At 71.2% G+C, this 16,887-nt stretch carries 16 protein-coding genes; 9 read left to right on the forward strand and 7 right to left on the reverse strand.

Annotation, left to right across the window (positions count from 1 at the left end; translation table 11 throughout):
- Nucleotides 1-3 precede the first annotated feature (3 nt).
- Together VZQ01_RS20580 and VZQ01_RS20585 are read right to left on the reverse strand one after the other, a co-directional pair.
- On the reverse strand, nt 4-495 hold the full coding sequence (locus VZQ01_RS20580; RefSeq protein ID WP_223750803.1) for an anti-sigma factor family protein: 492 nt from the start codon (nt 493-495) through the stop codon (nt 4-6).
- Nucleotides 492-1,109 (reverse strand): RNA polymerase sigma factor, encoded by a 618-nt coding sequence (locus VZQ01_RS20585; RefSeq protein ID WP_223750804.1) that lies wholly within the window; start codon nt 1,107-1,109, stop codon nt 492-494. Before VZQ01_RS20585 ends, VZQ01_RS20580 begins: the two co-directional genes overlap by 4 nt.
- Nucleotides 1,110-1,247: 138 nt before the next feature.
- Here VZQ01_RS20585 and VZQ01_RS20590 point away from each other — a divergent pair, with 138 nt between their 5' ends.
- Nucleotides 1,248-2,477: an acyltransferase family protein gene (locus tag VZQ01_RS20590; RefSeq protein ID WP_426748749.1), complete on the forward strand. Its 1,230-nt coding sequence runs from the start codon at nt 1,248-1,250 to the stop codon at nt 2,475-2,477.
- Nucleotides 2,478-2,521: 44 nt separating this feature from the next.
- On the opposite strand, the gene VZQ01_RS20595 is transcribed toward VZQ01_RS20590, so the two are convergent.
- Nucleotides 2,522-2,812, reverse strand: a complete 291-nt coding sequence (locus tag VZQ01_RS20595; RefSeq protein WP_426748750.1) for a FruA-associating protein, FapA — start codon at nt 2,810-2,812, stop codon at nt 2,522-2,524.
- Nucleotides 2,813-2,954: 142 nt separating this feature from the next.
- Nucleotides 2,955-4,004, reverse strand: a complete 1,050-nt coding sequence (locus VZQ01_RS20600) for an NAD(P)-dependent alcohol dehydrogenase (RefSeq protein WP_426748751.1) — start codon at nt 4,002-4,004, stop codon at nt 2,955-2,957.
- Between the two features lie 111 nt (nt 4,005-4,115).
- Between VZQ01_RS20600 and VZQ01_RS20605 the strand changes: the two genes are divergently transcribed.
- On the forward strand, nt 4,116-5,063 hold the full coding sequence (locus tag VZQ01_RS20605) for a LysR family transcriptional regulator (protein WP_426748752.1): 948 nt from the start codon (nt 4,116-4,118) through the stop codon (nt 5,061-5,063).
- Nucleotides 5,064-5,071: 8 nt separating this feature from the next.
- Here VZQ01_RS20605 and VZQ01_RS20610 read toward each other — a convergent pair whose 3' ends face one another.
- Entirely contained in the window at nt 5,072-7,144 is a 2,073-nt protein-coding gene (locus VZQ01_RS20610) for an ATP-binding protein (protein ID WP_426748753.1), read from the reverse strand.
- A gap of 253 nt (nt 7,145-7,397) precedes the next feature.
- Between VZQ01_RS20610 and mhpA the strand changes: the two genes are divergently transcribed.
- The 5 genes from mhpA (at nt 7,398) to VZQ01_RS20635 (ending at nt 12,703) form a co-directional block, all read left to right on the forward strand.
- Nucleotides 7,398-8,987, forward strand: coding sequence for a bifunctional 3-(3-hydroxy-phenyl)propionate/3-hydroxycinnamic acid hydroxylase MhpA (gene mhpA, locus VZQ01_RS20615; protein WP_426748754.1), 1,590 nt, complete (start codon nt 7,398-7,400; stop codon nt 8,985-8,987).
- 180 nt (nt 8,988-9,167) lie between these two features.
- Complete coding sequence (locus VZQ01_RS20620) at nt 9,168-10,307, forward strand: M4 family metallopeptidase (RefSeq protein WP_426748755.1); 1,140 nt, start codon at nt 9,168-9,170, stop codon at nt 10,305-10,307.
- Between the two features lie 3 nt (nt 10,308-10,310).
- Nucleotides 10,311-10,643: a protealysin inhibitor emfourin gene (locus tag VZQ01_RS20625; protein ID WP_141327369.1), complete on the forward strand. Its 333-nt coding sequence runs from the start codon at nt 10,311-10,313 to the stop codon at nt 10,641-10,643.
- Between the two features lie 57 nt (nt 10,644-10,700).
- Nucleotides 10,701-11,099, forward strand: coding sequence for a BlaI/MecI/CopY family transcriptional regulator (locus tag VZQ01_RS20630; protein WP_163865909.1), 399 nt, complete (start codon nt 10,701-10,703; stop codon nt 11,097-11,099).
- Nucleotides 11,096-12,703, forward strand: a complete 1,608-nt coding sequence (locus VZQ01_RS20635; RefSeq protein WP_426748756.1) for a M56 family metallopeptidase — start codon at nt 11,096-11,098, stop codon at nt 12,701-12,703. Before VZQ01_RS20630 ends, VZQ01_RS20635 begins: the two co-directional genes overlap by 4 nt.
- Before the next feature lie 623 nt (nt 12,704-13,326).
- On the opposite strand, the gene VZQ01_RS20640 is transcribed toward VZQ01_RS20635, so the two are convergent.
- A complete protein-coding gene (locus VZQ01_RS20640; protein WP_223750813.1) occupies nt 13,327-13,971 on the reverse strand; it encodes a TetR/AcrR family transcriptional regulator in 645 nt (214 codons plus the stop codon).
- A gap of 75 nt (nt 13,972-14,046) precedes the next feature.
- Between VZQ01_RS20640 and VZQ01_RS20645 the strand changes: the two genes are divergently transcribed.
- Together VZQ01_RS20645 and VZQ01_RS20650 are read left to right on the forward strand one after the other, a co-directional pair.
- Complete coding sequence (locus VZQ01_RS20645; protein ID WP_426748757.1) at nt 14,047-14,874, forward strand: alpha/beta fold hydrolase; 828 nt, start codon at nt 14,047-14,049, stop codon at nt 14,872-14,874.
- Between the two features lie 28 nt (nt 14,875-14,902).
- Nucleotides 14,903-15,913 (forward strand): extracellular catalytic domain type 1 short-chain-length polyhydroxyalkanoate depolymerase, encoded by a 1,011-nt coding sequence (locus VZQ01_RS20650; protein WP_223785801.1) that lies wholly within the window; start codon nt 14,903-14,905, stop codon nt 15,911-15,913.
- A gap of 3 nt (nt 15,914-15,916) precedes the next feature.
- On the opposite strand, the gene VZQ01_RS20655 is transcribed toward VZQ01_RS20650, so the two are convergent.
- Nucleotides 15,917-16,876 carry an MBL fold metallo-hydrolase gene (locus tag VZQ01_RS20655; protein ID WP_408891796.1) on the reverse strand — a complete coding sequence of 320 codons (960 nt, stop codon included), beginning with the start codon at nt 16,874-16,876 and terminating at the stop codon, nt 15,917-15,919.
- Nucleotides 16,877-16,887: the final 11 nt, after the last annotated feature.

Raw genomic sequence — 16,887 nt, forward strand, 5'->3', positions numbered from 1 at the left:
GACCTAGTCCCGACGCAGGGCCAGCACGGGTGAGGCGATGAGGCACGCGCCCACCCGGGCCTCCAGCGCGGCGGCGGCGTCCTCGCATGCCTCCACGCCTCCGGTGACGAGCACCTCGCGGCTCCAGGGCTCGTCCACGCCAGCGCCGCTCACGCCGCCCCGGGGCAGCACCAGCCCCACGAAGGCCACGGCGGCCGTGGCGGCCATCAGCATCATCCCCCAGTGTCGCCACGCGCCCTCGCGCGGAGGCTCACGCACGACGGGCGCCGTCGCGCGGGCGTGGAGGCGCGCCTCGAGCGCCTCGAAGCTCAGGGCGGGGCGGCGCGGCTCGCGGCGCGCGCGCTGGGCCATCCACCCGCGCTCGGCGCGCTGCCACGCCAGCGCGTGCTTGCAGGCAGCGCAGGCGTCCGCGTGCGCGCGCACCCTCGCGGCGTCCTCGGGTGAAAGCTCTCCGGCCAGCAGCGCGTCCAGCTCGCTCTCGCGGCACGTGCTCATGGGTGTCCTCCTCCGAGGTGGGCGGCCAGCTGCTCGCGCAGGCGCAGGCGCGCGCGGTGGATTTCGTTCTTCACCTTCTGCAGCGACCAGCCCATCACCGAAGCAATCTCCTCGTAGGGAAGCCCATGGTCGATGCGCAAGAGCAGCGCCGCGCGCCGCTCCTCGTTGAGCGTTCCGAGCGCCTGGGCCAGGAGCCCCTCCAGCTCCCGGTCCAACAACAAGTCCTCCGGTGACGGCGTGGGCAGCACCGCCTCCAGGTGCGCGGCGTGCTCCTCGTCCTCCACGTCCACGTGGACCCCCCGGGTGCGGCGGGACTCCAGATAGACATGCCGGGCGATGCCGAGCAGCCACGCGCCCACCCTGTCCTCGTCGCGCAGCGCCCCGAGCCTCGCGTGCGCGCGGACGAAGGTCTCCTGGGTGGCCTCGTCGGCGGCGGCCTCGTCGCGGAGCACGTCGCGCAGGAAGCGCCAGACGGCGGGGGCGTGCCGCTCGAAGAGCGTGCGGAAGGCGGCGGGGTCCCCGGTGCGGGCCCGGCGCAACAGGCGGCGCTCACCCTCCGTGTCGGATGGGGGCGCACCCACCAGGACCATCTTCACCGCGGAAAGAAGAGCCACGCCACCACCGTGTCACGAGACGCGCGGGAGTTTCAGCCGACCCGTCGAATCCGGCGCGCGCGGGTGCCCGCCTGCCCCGCTCACGAGGGCCGGGAGCCAACCTTGTTGGGGAACTGACGTTGTTGGTATGAGAATCCCATGTCTTCCCATCTCGCCCGTCCTGACGCCGCGGCGTCGGCGGCGCCTGCTCCGCGCCTGCATGGGCACCTGCCCGTGCTCGACGGCGTGCGAGGGCTCGCGGTCCTCCTGGTCGTCTTCTTCCACACCACGCACCTGAGCGACCAGAGCGTCGCGGGCAAGGCGACGTGGTGGTTGGCCGGTGCGGGGTGGACGGGCGTGGACCTGTTCTTCGTCCTGTCCGGCTTCCTCATCACCGGCATCCTGTGGGAGGCGAAGGGGCAGACGTACTACTTCCGCAACTTCTACGCGCGGCGCGTGCTGCGCATCTTCCCGCTGTACTACGCGGCGCTGGCGGTGTCGTTCCTGGTGCTGCCGTCGCTGGCGGGGCGGCTGAACCTGGACGAGCGCATCACCACGGACGGCGCTGTCTGGTACCTGCTCTACCTGTCCAACTTCTACCAGCTGTGGGTGGACACGACGCACCCCATCCTCGGCGTGGTGTGGTCGCTGGCGATTGAAGAGCAGTTCTACATCGTCTGGCCGTTCCTCATCGCCGCCGTCTCGTACAAGGGGGCCATCCGCCTGTGCCTGGGCACCATCGCCCTGGCGGTGGCGGTGCGGGTGGGGCTCACGCTGGCGGGCGCCAGCGAGGAGAGCACGTACGTGGTGACGTTCTGCCGCGTGGACTCGCTCGCGCTGGGCGCGCTGTTGTCCCTGGCGTTGCGTCACCCGGAGGGCAAGGGGCTGGCGGCCTTCCCGTGGATGCGCTGGGCGCCGTGGCTGGCCCTGCCCGTGGTGGCGGCGATGATTGCCCTGCCGATGGGCCCGGCGTTCAAGACGGTGGTGCGCACGGGCGGCTACACGGCGGTGGGCATCCTCTACACGCTGCTGGTGTATCGGGTGGTGGCGGCGAAGCCGGGCAGCGTGCTCCACCGCGTCTTCTCCAACCGGGTGCTGCTGACGTACGGCAAGTACAGCTACGCCATCTACCTGGTGCACTCGCCGCTGGACGCCATCCTGCGGCGCACCGTGCTCAAGACGCCGCTGCAGCAGGTGGCGGGCTCCGACTTCCCGATGCAGCTGGTGTTCTACGTCGTGGCCGCGGTGCTGTCGTGGGGCATCGCGCTGGTGAGTTGGAACCTGTTCGAGAAGCACTTCCTGAAGCTCAAGGACTACTTCCCGTACAGCGAGCGTCCGGCCCCCGCGCCCGTCCCGGTGTCCACCGGCTCACCGGGCGCCGCGAGCTGAAGCGGCGCGCGCGGAAGAGGACTCCCCGCGCGCGCCGGCGTGGCTCACCCGGCCTGCAGCAGGGCCTTGGCCACCATCAGCGCGTAGGCCTCCGCGGAGTCGAGCTCCGCGCGGGCGCTGCAGTAGCGCTCCAGGCTCTCGTCGGAGCCGTCGCGCAGGAAGATGGCGTCGTGCAGCTCGCGCTGCGCGCGGCTCAGCCACAGGCTCGCCTGCAGCCGCAGCTTGGCGGCCGAGTGAGGATCTCTCAGCGACTGCGTGGGCGTCTGGAGCTCGTGTTCCTCGGGGTACAGCATCGTCATCTTGTTGTAACCGGCGTGCTCAAGTGTCGTAGTCATGAATTGAGAATGTGAACCCGAGACCAAGCAGGCACCTGTCCGCTCGGGCAGCCCAGTGTCTGCTTCCAGGCAGCGGAGCCCGCGCGAACGCCCGCAGCGGAGAATTCCGAACCCATCGCGCACCGCTGCGGCGCGTCAGGCTTTACTTCAGGCTCTTCATGTCGATGACGAACCGGTATTTCACGTCACCCCGGAGAATCCGGGTGTAGGCGTCATTCACCTGCTGGATGGGAATCACCTCCACGTCGGACACGACTTCGTGCTGGGCGCAGAAGTCGAGCATTTCCTGTGTTTCACGGATGCCGCCAATCATGGAGCCGGCGAGGTTGCGGCGGGCGCCGATGAGGGTGAAGGCGCCCAGCTCCAGGGGCTTCTCCGGGACGCCGACGAGCACCATCTGCCCGTCGCGACGCAGCAGGCGCAGGTATGCGTTGAGGTCGTGCTGGGCGGAGACGGTGTCGAGGATGAAGTCGAAGGAGTTCTCGCGGGCCTTCATCTGCGCGGCGTCGGAGGAGACGACGAACTCGTGGGCGCCCAGGCGCAAGGCGTCCTGACGCTTGTTCTCCGAGTGGCTGAGGACGACGACGTGGGCGCCGAGGGCGCGGGCGAACTTCACGCCCATGTGGCCCAGGCCGCCCAGGCCGACGACGCCCACGCGCTGGCCGGCGCGCACGTTCCAGTGGTGCAGCGGGGACCAGGTGGTGATGCCCGCGCAGAGCAGGGGCGCGGCGCGCGCGAGGTCCAGGGTGTCCGGCACGCGCAGCACGAAGGACTGGTCCACGACCATGGCGCTGGAGTAGCCGCCGAAGGTGGGCTGCTGGCTCCTCCGCTCGCGCCCGTTGTACGTGACGGTGGGGCCGCCCTGCTCGCAGTACTGCTCCAGGCCGTCCTTGCAGGACGTGCAGGCGCGGCACGAGTCCACCATGCAGCCGACGCCCACGGCGTCACCGGCCTTGAAGCGGGTGACGTTGGCGCCGACGCGGGTGACGCGGCCGATGATTTCGTGGCCGGGGACCATGGGGAAGATGGAGCCGCCCCACTCGTCGCGGGCCTGGTGGATGTCGGAGTGGCAGACGCCGCAGTAGAGGATGTCCAGCTCGACGTCGTCGACGCCGGGCTCACGGCGCTCGAACTGGAAGGGGGCGAGGGGGGAGCGGGCGTCCTGGGCCGCGTAGCCGCGTACGGTGGTCATGGGCTTTCGTTCCTTGGGAGAAGGGGAGACCTCTTGCTCCAGGACTATGCGCATGCGCGTGCCGGGGGGAAATCTGTGGAATCCACAGGGGCTGTGTAGGAAAACTTCCGAATGGCCTTCACCCCACTCAATGCCCTGAATGCCTTCCTCGCGGTGGCCCGCAAGCGCAGCTTCGCCGTGGCGGCGCGGGAGCTGGGCGTGTCCGCCTCCTCGCTCAGCCAGAGCGTGCGGCAGTTGGAGGCGCGGCTGGGCGTGGCGTTGCTCACGCGGACCACGCGCAGCGTGGCGCTCACCGAGGCGGGCCGGAGGCTGCTGGAGGGGGCGGGCCCGTCGGTGGACCAGGCGCTCGCCGCGCTGAAGGTCGCGGCGGCCGAGCCCGGCGAGGTGACGGGCTCGGTGAAGCTCACCGTGCCGAGCATCGCGGTGTCCCACGTGCTCACGCCCATGCTCGAGCGCTTCCTGAAGCGCCACCCCCGCATCGAGGTGGAGCTGCGGGTGGAGGACGCGATGGTGGACATCGTCGCGGAGGGGCTGGATGCGGGCATCCGCATGTCCGAGTCGCTGGAGCGCGACATGGTGCAGGTGCGGCTGTCGGAGGGTTACCGCTTCGTCGTGGTCGCCGCGCCCGCGTACCTGGAGCGCCGGGGCGTCCCGGAGAAGCCCAAGGACCTGCTGGCCCATGACTGTCTTGGCATCCGCTCCAACACCACGGGGGCGCTCTACCAGTGGGAGCTGGAGCGCGGCGCGAAGAGCTGGCGGGTGCCGGTGCGCGGGCCGCTCATCTCCACGAGCTTCCAGGGCCTGCTGCCGTTGGTCGAGCAGGGCCTGGGCTTGATGTATGCCTTCGAGCCGGACGTGGCGGAGCGGGTGCGGCGGGGCACGCTGCGGCTCGTCCTGGAGCCCTACTCGGCCCACGTGGACGGCTTCTATCTCTACTTCCCCAGCCGGGCGCGGGTGTCACCGGCGCTGCGCGCCTTCGTGGACGTGGCGCGCGAGGTGGCGGCCGAGCGGCGCACGGGCTTTCGGGAGGTGCCCCGCTCCCCGAAGCGCCGCGCGTGAGCGGGGCTTCAGGCGCTGGGGATGCCCCGGGCGCGGGCCCTGACGCGGGCGGCCTCGTCGAGCGCGCCCGCCTCCTCCAGCGCGGTGGCGGCGCGGTAGTAGAGCAGCGCGGCCTCCATGTGGCGGAAGGCGGAGGCCTCCGCGTTGGCGGCGGCGACGAGGAAGGGCGCGGCGCGCTGGGGCTCCTTGCCCTCCAGCCAGTGCTGCGCGACGACGACGGGCGCCGCCTTGCGCTGCTCCAGGGCGCTGGCCAGCCGGCGGTGCAGCAGCGGCACCAGCGAGGGGGGAATCGCCTCGCGCACCACGTCGAAGAGCAAATCGTGCGTGAAGCGCTCGCCGCGCAGCACGTGCGCGGCCTCCAGCTCGGAGAGGTGCGTGGCGAGCGACATGGGCGTCATCTCCAGCACCTCGCTGGCCAGCTCCACCGCGAAGGACGTCTTGGCGAGGGCGGCCAGCCGGGCCACCTGCAGCGCGGGCGCGGACAGCCGCTCCAGCCGCCGCTGAATCAGGTCCCTTCCCCGGCCGGAGGGGTGCACCTGCTCGGGCCAGCCGCGCTCCAGGCCCCCGGACTCCAGCAGGTGCCGCAGCGCCTCCATGATGAACAGGGGGTTGCCGCCCGTGTAGCGCATCACGTTGTCCGTGAGCCCCTCCGCGCCCGCCAGCTCCAGGCTGCCCAGGAGCGTGCCCACGGCTTCCGAGTGCAGGGGCTCCAGCTCGATGACCACCGCGAGCCCCGCCTCCACGAGCTGCTGGATGCAGGCGGCGGCGATGGGCGTCAGTTCGCCGCGGCGGTAGGTGTCGACGAAGCGGGGGAAGACGCCGTCCGACGGGATGTCGTGCCGGCGCGAGAGCATGAGCAGCGCGAACTCCGCGGTGGCCGCGTCCATGTACTGCAGGTCGTCGGCGACGATGGCGTCCATCCCCGCGCACAGCTGGTAGATGGCCAGGCAGTTGGCCTCCAGGAAGCGGCTGCGCTCGGCCTCGTCCACCATGGGCGGCGGCGGCCCCTCCGTGCCGACCATGTCCGGCATCAGCCGCGACAGCTCCCGGCGCACCCACGGCGCCAGCGTCGTGTCCGGACACCGGGCCATGATCTGCCGCAGCAGGCGCACGTGCGTGGAGTAGGCCACGTGCGTCTCGCCGGGCCGCGACTCCAGCACCATGTGCACGCCGCGCGAGGCGGCGAAGTCGTGCGCCAGCCGCGTCTTGCCCACCCCGGGCTCGCCGCTCAGGAAGATGGTCTTCCCCTCGGCCCAGGCCTCCTCCATCCGCGCCCACTCCCGCTCGCGCCCCACCAGGACGGGCGGGCGCAGCACGGACAGGGGCAGCTTCGCCGGGGCGCCGCGCGGGGGCTGGGGCGTGGCGGGGCCGCGCTCAATCTCCCGCGCCAGGGCCACCGTCTGGGGCAGGGGCTGGGTGTCCAGCTCCTCGCGCAGGAGGCGACGGCAGCGCTCGAAGGCGTTGAGCGCGGCCATCCGGTCGCCCGCGATGTAGTGCAGCCGCATCAGCCGGCGCCACGCCTCCTCCGAGTACGGGTCCATGGCGAGCAGCTTCTCCGCCAGCACCAGCGCGCCGGACAAGTCCCCCGCGCGCTCCTTGGCCTCGGACTCCGCGGAGGCGGCGCGGCGGCGCAGCTTGTCCAGCCGCTCCCGCGCGCTCTCCAGCCATGCCTGGAACTCCGGGCAGTCGTCGAACTCCAGCGCGCCCAGCAGCACGCCCTCCAGCGCGAGCGCCTGGGCGTGACGTCCGGCCAGCACGTGCGCCTGCAGCTCCGCGGCGTCGATGGTGACGCCCTCGACGAGCGACAGCACGTCCGAGCCCTGCACCAGCTCCGCGCCCACCGACAGCCGCAGCCGGCGCAGCAGCTGACGCATGTTGTTGCGGGCCGTGGCCTCGCTCGACTCGGCCCACAACAGGCCCGCGAGGCGGTACTTCGGATGGGGCCCTTCCAATGCCAGCCATGTCAGCACGGCCGCGGTGCGCCGCTCCAACGGCAGATGGGCGCCGCCATGCCGCAGGCGGGCCTCGCCGAGCAGCGCGAGATGAAAGACTTGCGTCTCTGCCGCGTCGTCGCCTGCCATGGCCTCCGAGGTTCCAAGAAGGGAAGGAGCGTCTGGTGTCTGGCCTAACGTAACACGTCGCACAGAAGGCTCCCTCGCGGGTAGGGATTAACCCAGGCGGGTGGCTTCCATCACGCGGTGCGGCTCGAATTCCCAATACACGGCAGCTCGCCGTCACGAGCGGACGGCATTGCGAATCGACCTGTGCGGTCACACCCTGGTCACACCTCGTTCGTTATGAATCAAGCCAGACTGGTGAACCACGGGGGTCGCAATGGTTTGTGACAAGCAGCAGGCCGACATGGAGGTCGATGTCATCATCAGCGGCTGCGGTCCCGTGGGAGCACTGACAAGCAATCTGCTGGGCTCCCTGGGGGTGCGCACGCTGGTGCTGGAGCAGGACCTGGCGCCGCATGGACAACCGCGGGCGTTCTCGTGTGACGACGAGGGGCTGCGCATCTACCAGTCCACGGGGCTGGGCGCCGAGCTGCAGAAGGACATGCGGCAGAACCATTTCGCTGAGTATGTGGGCGAGACGGGCAAGCGCTTCGCGGAGGTGCACACCAGCTCGGCGGACTTCGGCTTCGGGTACACGCCGCTGTGGTTCTTCCACCAGCCGCTGGTGGAGGGGGTGCTGCGCGGCGGGCTGGAGCGCTTCCCGCATGTGACGCTGCAGCTGGGCGCGAGCGTGGAGTCCCTGGAGCAGGACGGCGCCGGGGTGACGGTGCGCTACCGCCTGGTGGAGAAGGGTGAGACGCGCACGGTGCGGGGCCGCTTCCTGCTGGCGTGCGACGGGGCGCGCAGCCCGGTGCGCAAGGCGCTGAACATCAAGATGGCGGGCCGGGCGTACGGCGAGCCGTGGCTGGCGGTGTCCGGGCAGGTGGAGGGCGACGCGCCGGAGCTGTGCCGCTTCGTGTGCGACCCGAAGCGTCCGGCCTTCGTCGCCACGGGCGCGGTGGGGCAGTTCCGGTGGGAGTTCATGCTGATGCCGGGCGAGACGCGCGAGGAGATGGAGCGCCCGGAGACCATCAAGAAGCTGCTGGAGCCCTACATCGACCCGGCGCGGGTGCGCGTGGAGCGGGCGCAGGTGTACACGTTCCACTGCCTCAACGCGGCGCGCTGGCGCGACGGCAACGTGTTCCTGCTGGGGGACGCGGCGCACACCATGCCGCCCTTCATGGGCCAGGGCCTGGTGTCGGGCATGCGCGACGCGTCCAACCTGGCGTGGAAGATCCAGCGCGTGGTGCAGGGGCTGGCGCCGGCGTCGCTGCTGGACACCTACGAGGAGGAGCGTCGTCCGCACGTGGAGGCGGTGCAGAAGCTGTGCGTGCGCGTGGGGCACCTGTTCCTCGCGCGCAACCGCTGGGTGGCCAGCGCCCGGGACATGGTGATGCGCGCGCTGCAGCGCATCCCCCGGGTGCGGCGCTTCATCCAGGGCTTCGAGTTCAAGCAGCCGCCGATGCACGAGCAGGGCTACTACCTGGGCGGCAAGCGCGAGGGCGCGCAGTCCGCGGAGGGCACGTACTTCATCCAGCCCAAGGTGCGGCTGCCGTCCGGCCAGGAGGTGTTGCTGGATGACGCCATCGGCAACGACTTCGCGGTGCTGTGCCGCGCCAACGCTCCGTCGGCGCAGCTGGCCGCGGCGCGCGGGCTGGCGGAGGCCCTGGGTGGGCGGCTGCTCGCCGTCCAGTCGGCGGGCGAGCACGGCGGCGAGGTGCCCGCGGTGGAGGACATCACCGGCAAGCTGGGCGACTGGTTCTCGCGCCATGGCTCGGACGTGGTGGTGCTGCGGCCGGACCGCTTCGTGTTCGGCGCGGTGAAGGCGGAGCGGCTGCCGGAGCTGCGCGACGCGCTGGGCGTGTGACGCTGGAGTCGGGTGCACCCCGTGGGAGGCCGAGGGGTGCGCCAGACTCCCTCCTGACGGGCACGCGGCGTGGCGCCCCGTGTGTCCCCGGCCCCTCGTGCGAGCCCGTGTAACCCGGGCTCCGGAGCCCGGGCGGTGTCCCTACCTTGACGGCTGGAAAGCCCACGAGGGGGGACACCGATGAGGACGCGCGGAGCACGACGACACGTTCATTCCATCCACTGCATCCTGCCGCCGTATCTGCTGCGCTCCATCGCGGAGAACGGCACGCCCCAGCAGCGCGTGAAGGCGCTGCGCACGGTGGCGACGGACAGCACGTTCCGGGCGCTGCGCTTCGCCGGGGGACGGCTGGCCGCCGCGACGCCGTCGCTCCGACGGGTGCCGGCGATGATGGTGGAGTCCCAGCGGCAGCGGAGCATCCACGACCTGAAGGGCGAGGAGGCCTTCCCCGGGACGCTGGTGCGCTCGGAGGGGCAGGCGCCATGCGGGGACCTCGCGGCGGACGAGGCCTATGACGGCCTGGGCGCCACGTATGACTTCTTCTGGGAGGTGCTGGCGCGCAACTCCATCGACGGGGATGGGATGCCGTTGCAGGCGTATGTCCATTACGGGCGCGACTACGACAACGCCTTCTGGGACGGCCGGCGCATGGTGTTCGGCGACGGTGACGGCGAGCTGTTCAACCGGTTCACCGTCTGCCTGGACATCATCGCGCACGAGCTGTCGCACGGCGTGACGGAGGACGAGGGGCCGCTGTGGTACTTCCGGCAGGCGGGCGCGCTCAACGAGTCCATGTCGGATGTCTTCGGCTCGCTGGTGAAGCAGTGGAAGCTCGGCCAGACGGCGGACCAGGCCGACTGGCTCATCGGCGACGGGCTGCTCGGCGAGGCCGTGGAGGGCAGGGCGCTGCGCTCGATGAAGGAGCCGGGCACCGCCTTCGACGATGACGTGCTGGGCAAGGACCCGCAGCCCGGACACATGCGCGACTACGTCAACACGTGGGAGGACAACGGCGGGGTGCACATCAACTCCGGCATCCCCAACCGCGCCTTCGTGCTGGCGGCGCTGCGGCTGGGAGGCCAGGCGTGGGAGCGGGCGGGCCGCGTCTGGTACGAGGCGATGCGAGACCCTCGTATCCTGCCGGACACGAACTTCTCCGACTTCGCGCGCATCACCGTCATCGCCGCCACGCGGCTGTACGGCCCGGGCGAGGTGGAGGAGGCGGTGAAGGAAGCCTGGGAGGAGGTGGGCCTGCGCGTCACCCGCGACAGGGTGTCGGTGTCGCAGTGGAGCCAGGGCTCGCAGCCCGCTGGAGCCTGAGCCATGTCGACACGCATCACACTCTCGCAGGAGGGCGGGCTTGGGGCCTTCCCCGGGCTCGCCCGTCCGAGGAGCGTGGAGCTGGACGCGCTCCCCGCCGAGGAGGCCCGGGCGCTGGAGGAGGGGCTGCGCGACACGCGCTTCCAGGCGCTGCCCCGCGTGGTGGGCGGCGCGGGCGCACAAGGCGCGGACCGGCGTCGCTACACCCTCACCGTCGAGGAGGGGACACGGCGACACACCGTGGACCTGGTGGAGCCCGTGGAGGACCCGCGCCTGCGGGAGCTCCTGTCCCTGGTGAAGCGAGCCACCCGGAAGCGGCGCGGCGGTTCGAACTAAGGGCTTAGTTGACGAAGAACTAATGTCTTAGTAGTTTGCTGGCCACGGAGGACCTCCATGGCCAGACAACCCGAGCCCGAGGCGCCCCGGCCGTTGACGCCGGTGGAGCTCGAGCTGATGCACATCGTGTGGAAGCAGGGCGAGGTGAGCGTGGCGGACGTGCTGGCCGCGCTGCCGCCGGAGCGCGCGTTGGCGTACACGTCCGTGTCCACGGTGCTGCGCATCCTGGAGCAGAAGGGTGTCGTCGTGAGCCGCAAGCAGGGGCGGGGGCACCTGTACTCGGCCACGCTGCCGCGCGAGACGTACGAGGCGCAGAGCCTGCGCCACCTGGTGGACACCGTGTTCGACGGGACGCCCTCCGCGCTGGTGGCGCGGCTGGTGGAGGCGGTGCCGCTGGCGCCCGACGAGGTGGAGCAGATCCGCAAGCTGCTCAAGGCGAAGGGTGGCAAGCCATGAGCGCGCTGGTGTCGCTGTATCTCGCGGTGGCGCTGGTGCTGCCGGTGGCGCTGCTCCTGGCCTGGGGCGCGATGGCGGTGCTCGCGCGGCTGGGGTGGGCGCTGTCGGCGCGGCAGGCGCTGAAGGTGGGGCGAGGGGCGCTGCTGCTCGCGCTCGCGCTGCCGCTCCTGGTGATGGGCGCGCGGGCGCTGTCTCCCGCGGGGCCGCTGTTCGACTTCGAGCGCTCCGTGGCGCGGCAGGCGCAGCGGCTCCCGTCGGCGGTGTGGACGGCGAGCGCGGTGGGCAACGCGGCTCCCGCGGCGTCGCAGGCGACCGCCGTGCCCGTCGGGGTGTGGATGGGATTGTCCGGCGCGTGGCTCGTGGGCGTGGCGCTCTTCCTGGGGCGGGCGCTCTGGCGACACCAGGGATTGCTCCGACGGCTGGAGCGGCTTCCTCGGGTGCGCTCGGTGCGGCGGGTGGCGGTGGTGCTGGGCGAGGATGGGACGCCCGCGTTCTCGGCGTGGTTCCCCCGCTGGGGCTCGCGTCCGTCCGCGTGGGTGGTGGTGCCCGCGGCGCTGCTGGAGGACCCGGAGGCGCTCCGGCTCACCGTGCTGCACGAGCTGCAGCACCACCGTCAGCGCGACACGCACCTGGCGCTGGGGCGGCTGTGGTTGACGGGGTTGTTCTTCTGGCATCCGGCGGTGCACGTGTTGTCGCGCTGGCTCGCGTCACTCCAGGAATTGGCGTGTGACGAGGCGCTGGTCGCCAGTGGACGCGCACAGGCCCATGCGTATGCGCGCTGCCTGCTCCAGGCGGCGCTCCGACTCCCGGGCGCCCAGCCCGTTCCCGCCGGTGCCACCGGCATGTCCCATCCCACGCAGAGGAGAATCCACATGCTGTTCCAGCCGCGTCCCCGTCGCACCCACGCCGTCCCCGCGCTGCTCGCCGCGCTGGCCCTGTTGCTGCTCCCCGTGGCCGTGCTCGCGCAAGGCGCGGCGAAGGGGCGCACGGTGACTCGCGCCGAGGTGGAGGCGCTCGCCCGGACGAGTCAGCCCCAGGGGGATGTGTCCATCGTCGTGGACGACAAGGTGGTGGAGAACCTCAACAAGCTCATCGGCACCGAGAAGGGCCGCGCCTTCATGAAGCGCGCGCTGGAGAACCTGGGCACGCACCGCGCGGCGATGACGTCGACGCTGAAGGCGAAGGGGCTGCCCGAGGGACTGCTCGCGGTGGCGGTGGTGGAGTCCGCGGTGACGAACATGCCGCAGACGGATGGGCGGCCTTCACTCGCTCCGGGGATGCGTGGCGCGGGCGTGTGGATGTTCATCCCGGAGACGGCGCGTCGCTACGGGCTGGAGGTGAGCGCGACGAAGGACGAGCGGCTCGACGTGGCGCGGGAGACGCAGGCGGCGGCGACGCTGCTGTCGGACCTGCACGCGCGCTACCAGGACTGGCGGCTGGCGCTCGCCGCGTACAACCAGGGGGAGCGCAAGGTGGACCAGGCCCTGAGCGAGGGGGGCAGCCGCGACACGACGGTGCTCCACACCGCGGGGCACCTCAATGACTATCCCGCCACCGTGCAGGCGGGGCTGCTCGTCGTGCGCAACCCGCACCTGCTGGACTGAAGGGCCGCGGTCCGGCTTCGCTCGGTGCGTCGTGTCTGGGTGTGTCGACCGCCCCACCGTGCAGGCAGGGCTGCTGGGCCTGGCCGGCTTCGCTCGGTGCGTCGTGTCCGGGTGTGTCGATCGCCACCGTGCAGACAGGGCTGCCTGTTGTTGAAGGAAGCCGTCCGGTGTCCCTCGGTGTGAGTGATTCGCGGGTCGCGCCCGGGCTGTGTCGACTCCGTGGGTGGCTGTCCCGTGTGTCTGGGGCATCCGCGAGGGCTGTGCGGAGGCGACTGGACCGGCTCGACTTCGTGAGTGGCTCCGCGACGCGCGGAGGTGAAGCTTCTCATGACCGTCTGGCGGATGCGGACCCGGCGCTGTGCTCGCAAGGACAGCTCGTCCCGTGCCGTCCTCACCTGTGAGCCATGGGAGCGGCGAGTTCGACCGGGTCTGCTCGAGGCAAGCCAGGCCGCATCGGGTGGAGTGAAACCGTGTCCGCGCGAGAGGTGTGCTGTCACGCGCGTCGGAGTGAAGTCACGGCCCGCCTGGCTTCATTCAGGCGGGCTTCTTCGTGTGCGCGGTTCGTGCGGTCGATGCAGGCAGCGCGCTCACGGGTGGAGGCCGCGAACCACCCCGCGCTCAGCTCACGACGCCGCACTGCCTCCCAGCATGCGCAGCGCCAGCTCCGCGTGCAGGTCCGCGAGCGTGTCCACGTCGAGCGCGCTCCCGGGCTCGTACCAGTAGGGCAGCCGCACGCCCATCGCGGAGATGGCCGCCGCCGCGACGCGCGGATGCGGCGGAGAGAAGCTCCGCTGCGCCACGCCCCGCTCGATGACCTCCGCGAGCAGCGCGGCGGACTTGTCCCGCAGCAGCACCGCGGGCTCGGCCAGCTCCGGCGTCAACGCATACAGCTCCTCGTTGACCACCACCGCCAGCTGCGGGTGCAGGGCGTGGGTCCGGGTGTGGGCTCGCACCAGCGCCCGTACCTGCTCGGCCGGCTCCGGGCCGGAGCTCTTCAGCGCGGCCTGCAGCGCGTCGTGGTGGGCCTCGTGGCCGATGCGCACCAGCTCCGCGAGCACGTGCTCCTTGGAGGAGAAGTGCGCGTACAGCGCACTCGGCTGCAGCTCCAGCACCTTGGCCAGGTCTCGGATGGAAGTGTCGTGATAGCCGCGGCTGGCGAAGAGCTGGAGCGCGGTTTCCAGGATGCGACGACGGGTGCCGTCCGACGGAGCGGAAGGTGGAAGGCTCGCCGGATGGGCGCGAAGCCGCGAGCGGGTCGGTGGGCTCATGTCAGTGGTTGATGAACGAACGTTCATTCAGCTAGGGTGTGGGGAACTGCTGTTATTTCGCGCCAGGAGTTCTGGATGTCCACGCTTCAGCTCGCGGATTCGTCTCTTCACTACGAAGAGTCTGGGCACGGCATTCCGGTCTTGCTGCTTCACGGCCTTGGCTCCTCGGGCGCGGACTGGGAGCTGGTGACACCGAGGTTGTCAGGGAATTACCGACTGCTGGTGCCAGATGCACGGGGGCATGGGACGAGCGGGAAGCCCCCTGGGACGTACGGAGTGCCACTGTTCGCCCGCGACGTCGCGGCGCTGTGCGATGCGCTGGGGCTGAAGAAGGTCCATGTGGTGGGGCTGTCGATGGGCGGGATGATGGGCTTCCAGCTGGCGGTGGACCGGCCGGACCTGGTGCGCAGCCTGGTCATCGTGAACAGCGGGCCGGAGCTGGTGGCCCGCACGCTGCGTCGCAAGTTCGAGTTCGCGCTGCGGCTGACCTTGCTGCGGCTGCTCGGGCCCGCGGGGCTGGCCAGGGTGCTGGCGCCCAAGCTGTTCCCCAAGCCGGAGCAGGAGTCGCTGCGTCAGCGAGCCATCGCCGCGTTCTCCGCCAACGCGCCGGATGCCTACCTGCGCGCCACGCGCGGGCTCGTGGGGTGGAGTGTGATGTCTCGTTTGAAGGACATCACCTGCCCGGTGCTGGTGGTGCACTCCGAGCGCGACTACACGCCCCTGGCCTCGAAGCAGGCGTATGTCGAGCTGCTGCCGGACGCGCGCCTGACGGTGCTGGCGGACTCCGGGCATGCCGCGCCGCTGGACCAGCCCGAGGCGCTGTGTGACGCGGTGGAGGTCTTCCTCCGCGAGGTCGATGGCGCCGCCGCCGGTGCCACGCCTGGCGTTCGCGCCGGGCCTTGAGCGAGCTCCCCAAACAGGAGGCTGGACGATGTCGATGCTTCGACGTGGTGGCGCACTCTCGCGGTCGCTGTGGCTGCTCTCGGTGGTGGTGACGCTCGGCGTGGGGGCCCCCGCCCACGCCGGCTCGTGGGTGCATGGCATCCACGTGGGCTCCTCGGGCGCGCGGGGCTATCAGCTCTGGGTGCCCACCGGGTATCAACCCGGGACGCCCAGGCCGCTCCTGGTGGCGCTGCATGGCTGTCTCCAGAACCCGGACCAGTTCGCGGGCCTCACGCGCCTCAACGAGAAGGCGGACGCGGAGGGCTTCCTCGTCCTGTATCCGAACCAGGCGATGTTCGTGAACGCCACGCAGTGTTGGAACTTCATGCTCGGCACCAACATGGAGCGCGGCAAGGGCGAGCCGGCGCTCATCGTCGGCATGGTGGAGGCGATGAAGCAGCAGTACTCGGTCGACGCGCGCCGCGTGTACGTGGGCGGCGTCTCCGCGGGCGGCGTGCTGACGGGCACGCTGATGGCCTGCTACTCGGACGTGTTCGCCGCGGGCATGGTGGGCGCGGGCGCCATGTACAAGGCGGCCACCACGGTGTCCGGCACCGCCTTCGCCATGCTCTTCGGCAGCATCTACTCGCCGGATGACCGGGGCAAGGACGCGTGGACGTGCTCGGGCCGGCCGCGACGCACGGTGCCGGTGCTGGTCATGCACGGTACCGAGGACAGCGTCGTCAACCCCCTCAACGGCGAGCAGGCGATGAAGCAGTTCCTGCAGACCAGCGACTACGGCGACGACGGCGTGGCCAACGACAGCGTCCGCGGCACGCCCACGAGCACCGCCACCTTCCGCGCCGCCGGGGGCCGCGACTACACGGTGAAGAACTACGTCTACGGCGGTGAGCTCGTGGGACAGAAGCTGGAGGTCCGCGGCATGGACCACGCCTGGCCCGGAGGGGATTCACGCTATCCGTTCGCGGACCCCGCCGGTCCCGACGCCACGACGCTCATGTGGGACTTCTTCAAGCAGCACGCGCTCGACGTGCCGTAGGCGTCAGTGCTGGTGACCCAGGCGCACCGCCACCTCGGGGTGTGCCTGGGCGAAGGCGCGCAGCTTCTCGAAGCTCTGGCGGCCGCGCGCCGCGTCGGCGGTGAAGGTGCCCGGCTCCACGTCGTGCTCCCAGCCCCAGCGGGTGTGGCTGGCGTCGCCCACCAGCAGCACGGGGCCCTTCGTGGAGCGCACCAGGTACGCGGTGCTGCCCGGCGTGTGGCCCGGCACCCAGAGCGCCCACACGGAGCCGTCGCCGAAGATGTCTACCGCGCCGTCGAAGGGGCCTTCCGTGTCGGGCGTGTACGTCCACTCGGACACGGCGGCCTTGCCCGACAGCGCGCGGTCCGCGATGGACTGGGTCAGGACGTTGAGGAACGCGCGCGTCGTCGTCTCGCCCGGCCCTGCGTAGACGGGCGTGCCCGCGGGCACGTCGGCCATGCCGGTGAGGTGGTCCAGGTGCAGGTGCGTGAGGAACACGCCCGAGAGCGGCCCGGGCTGCTTCGCGAGCCACGCGCCCAGCGGCTGCTTCACCTGCATCTTCTCCTTCACCTTCATGGCGTCGGCGAGCAGGCCGCGCAGGGCCGCCTGCTCGGGCGCGTCACGCAGCGCGTTCTCCACGCCGGTGTCGACGATGTAGAGCCCCTTCGTCGGGTGGCGCAGCGCGTGGAAGAAGACCTGGATGGGCTCGTCGCCGTCGACCAGGCCCGCGGACTTCGCGGTGGGGTGGCCCAGGTTGACGAGGCCGCCGCGGTCCACGGCCCAGTCCGCCGAGGCGATGGACTCCAGCTCCACCGGGCCGGGCTCGCTCAGGAGCGCGAGCAGCTCCGCCGAGGGCCGCGCCGCGCCGAGCGTCGAGCGCTGGTGGGGATGCGAGGTGGTCGCGGCGCCCACGAGGACCAGGGTGGTTGCCGCGACGAACAGGACGGCGACGGCGACGAGGAGGATGCGCTTGGCGTTCTTCATGGGGGCCAAGG

The sequence above is a fragment of the Myxococcus faecalis genome, assembly GCF_050039385.1.
Classification (GTDB): domain Bacteria; phylum Myxococcota; class Myxococcia; order Myxococcales; family Myxococcaceae; genus Myxococcus; species Myxococcus fulvus.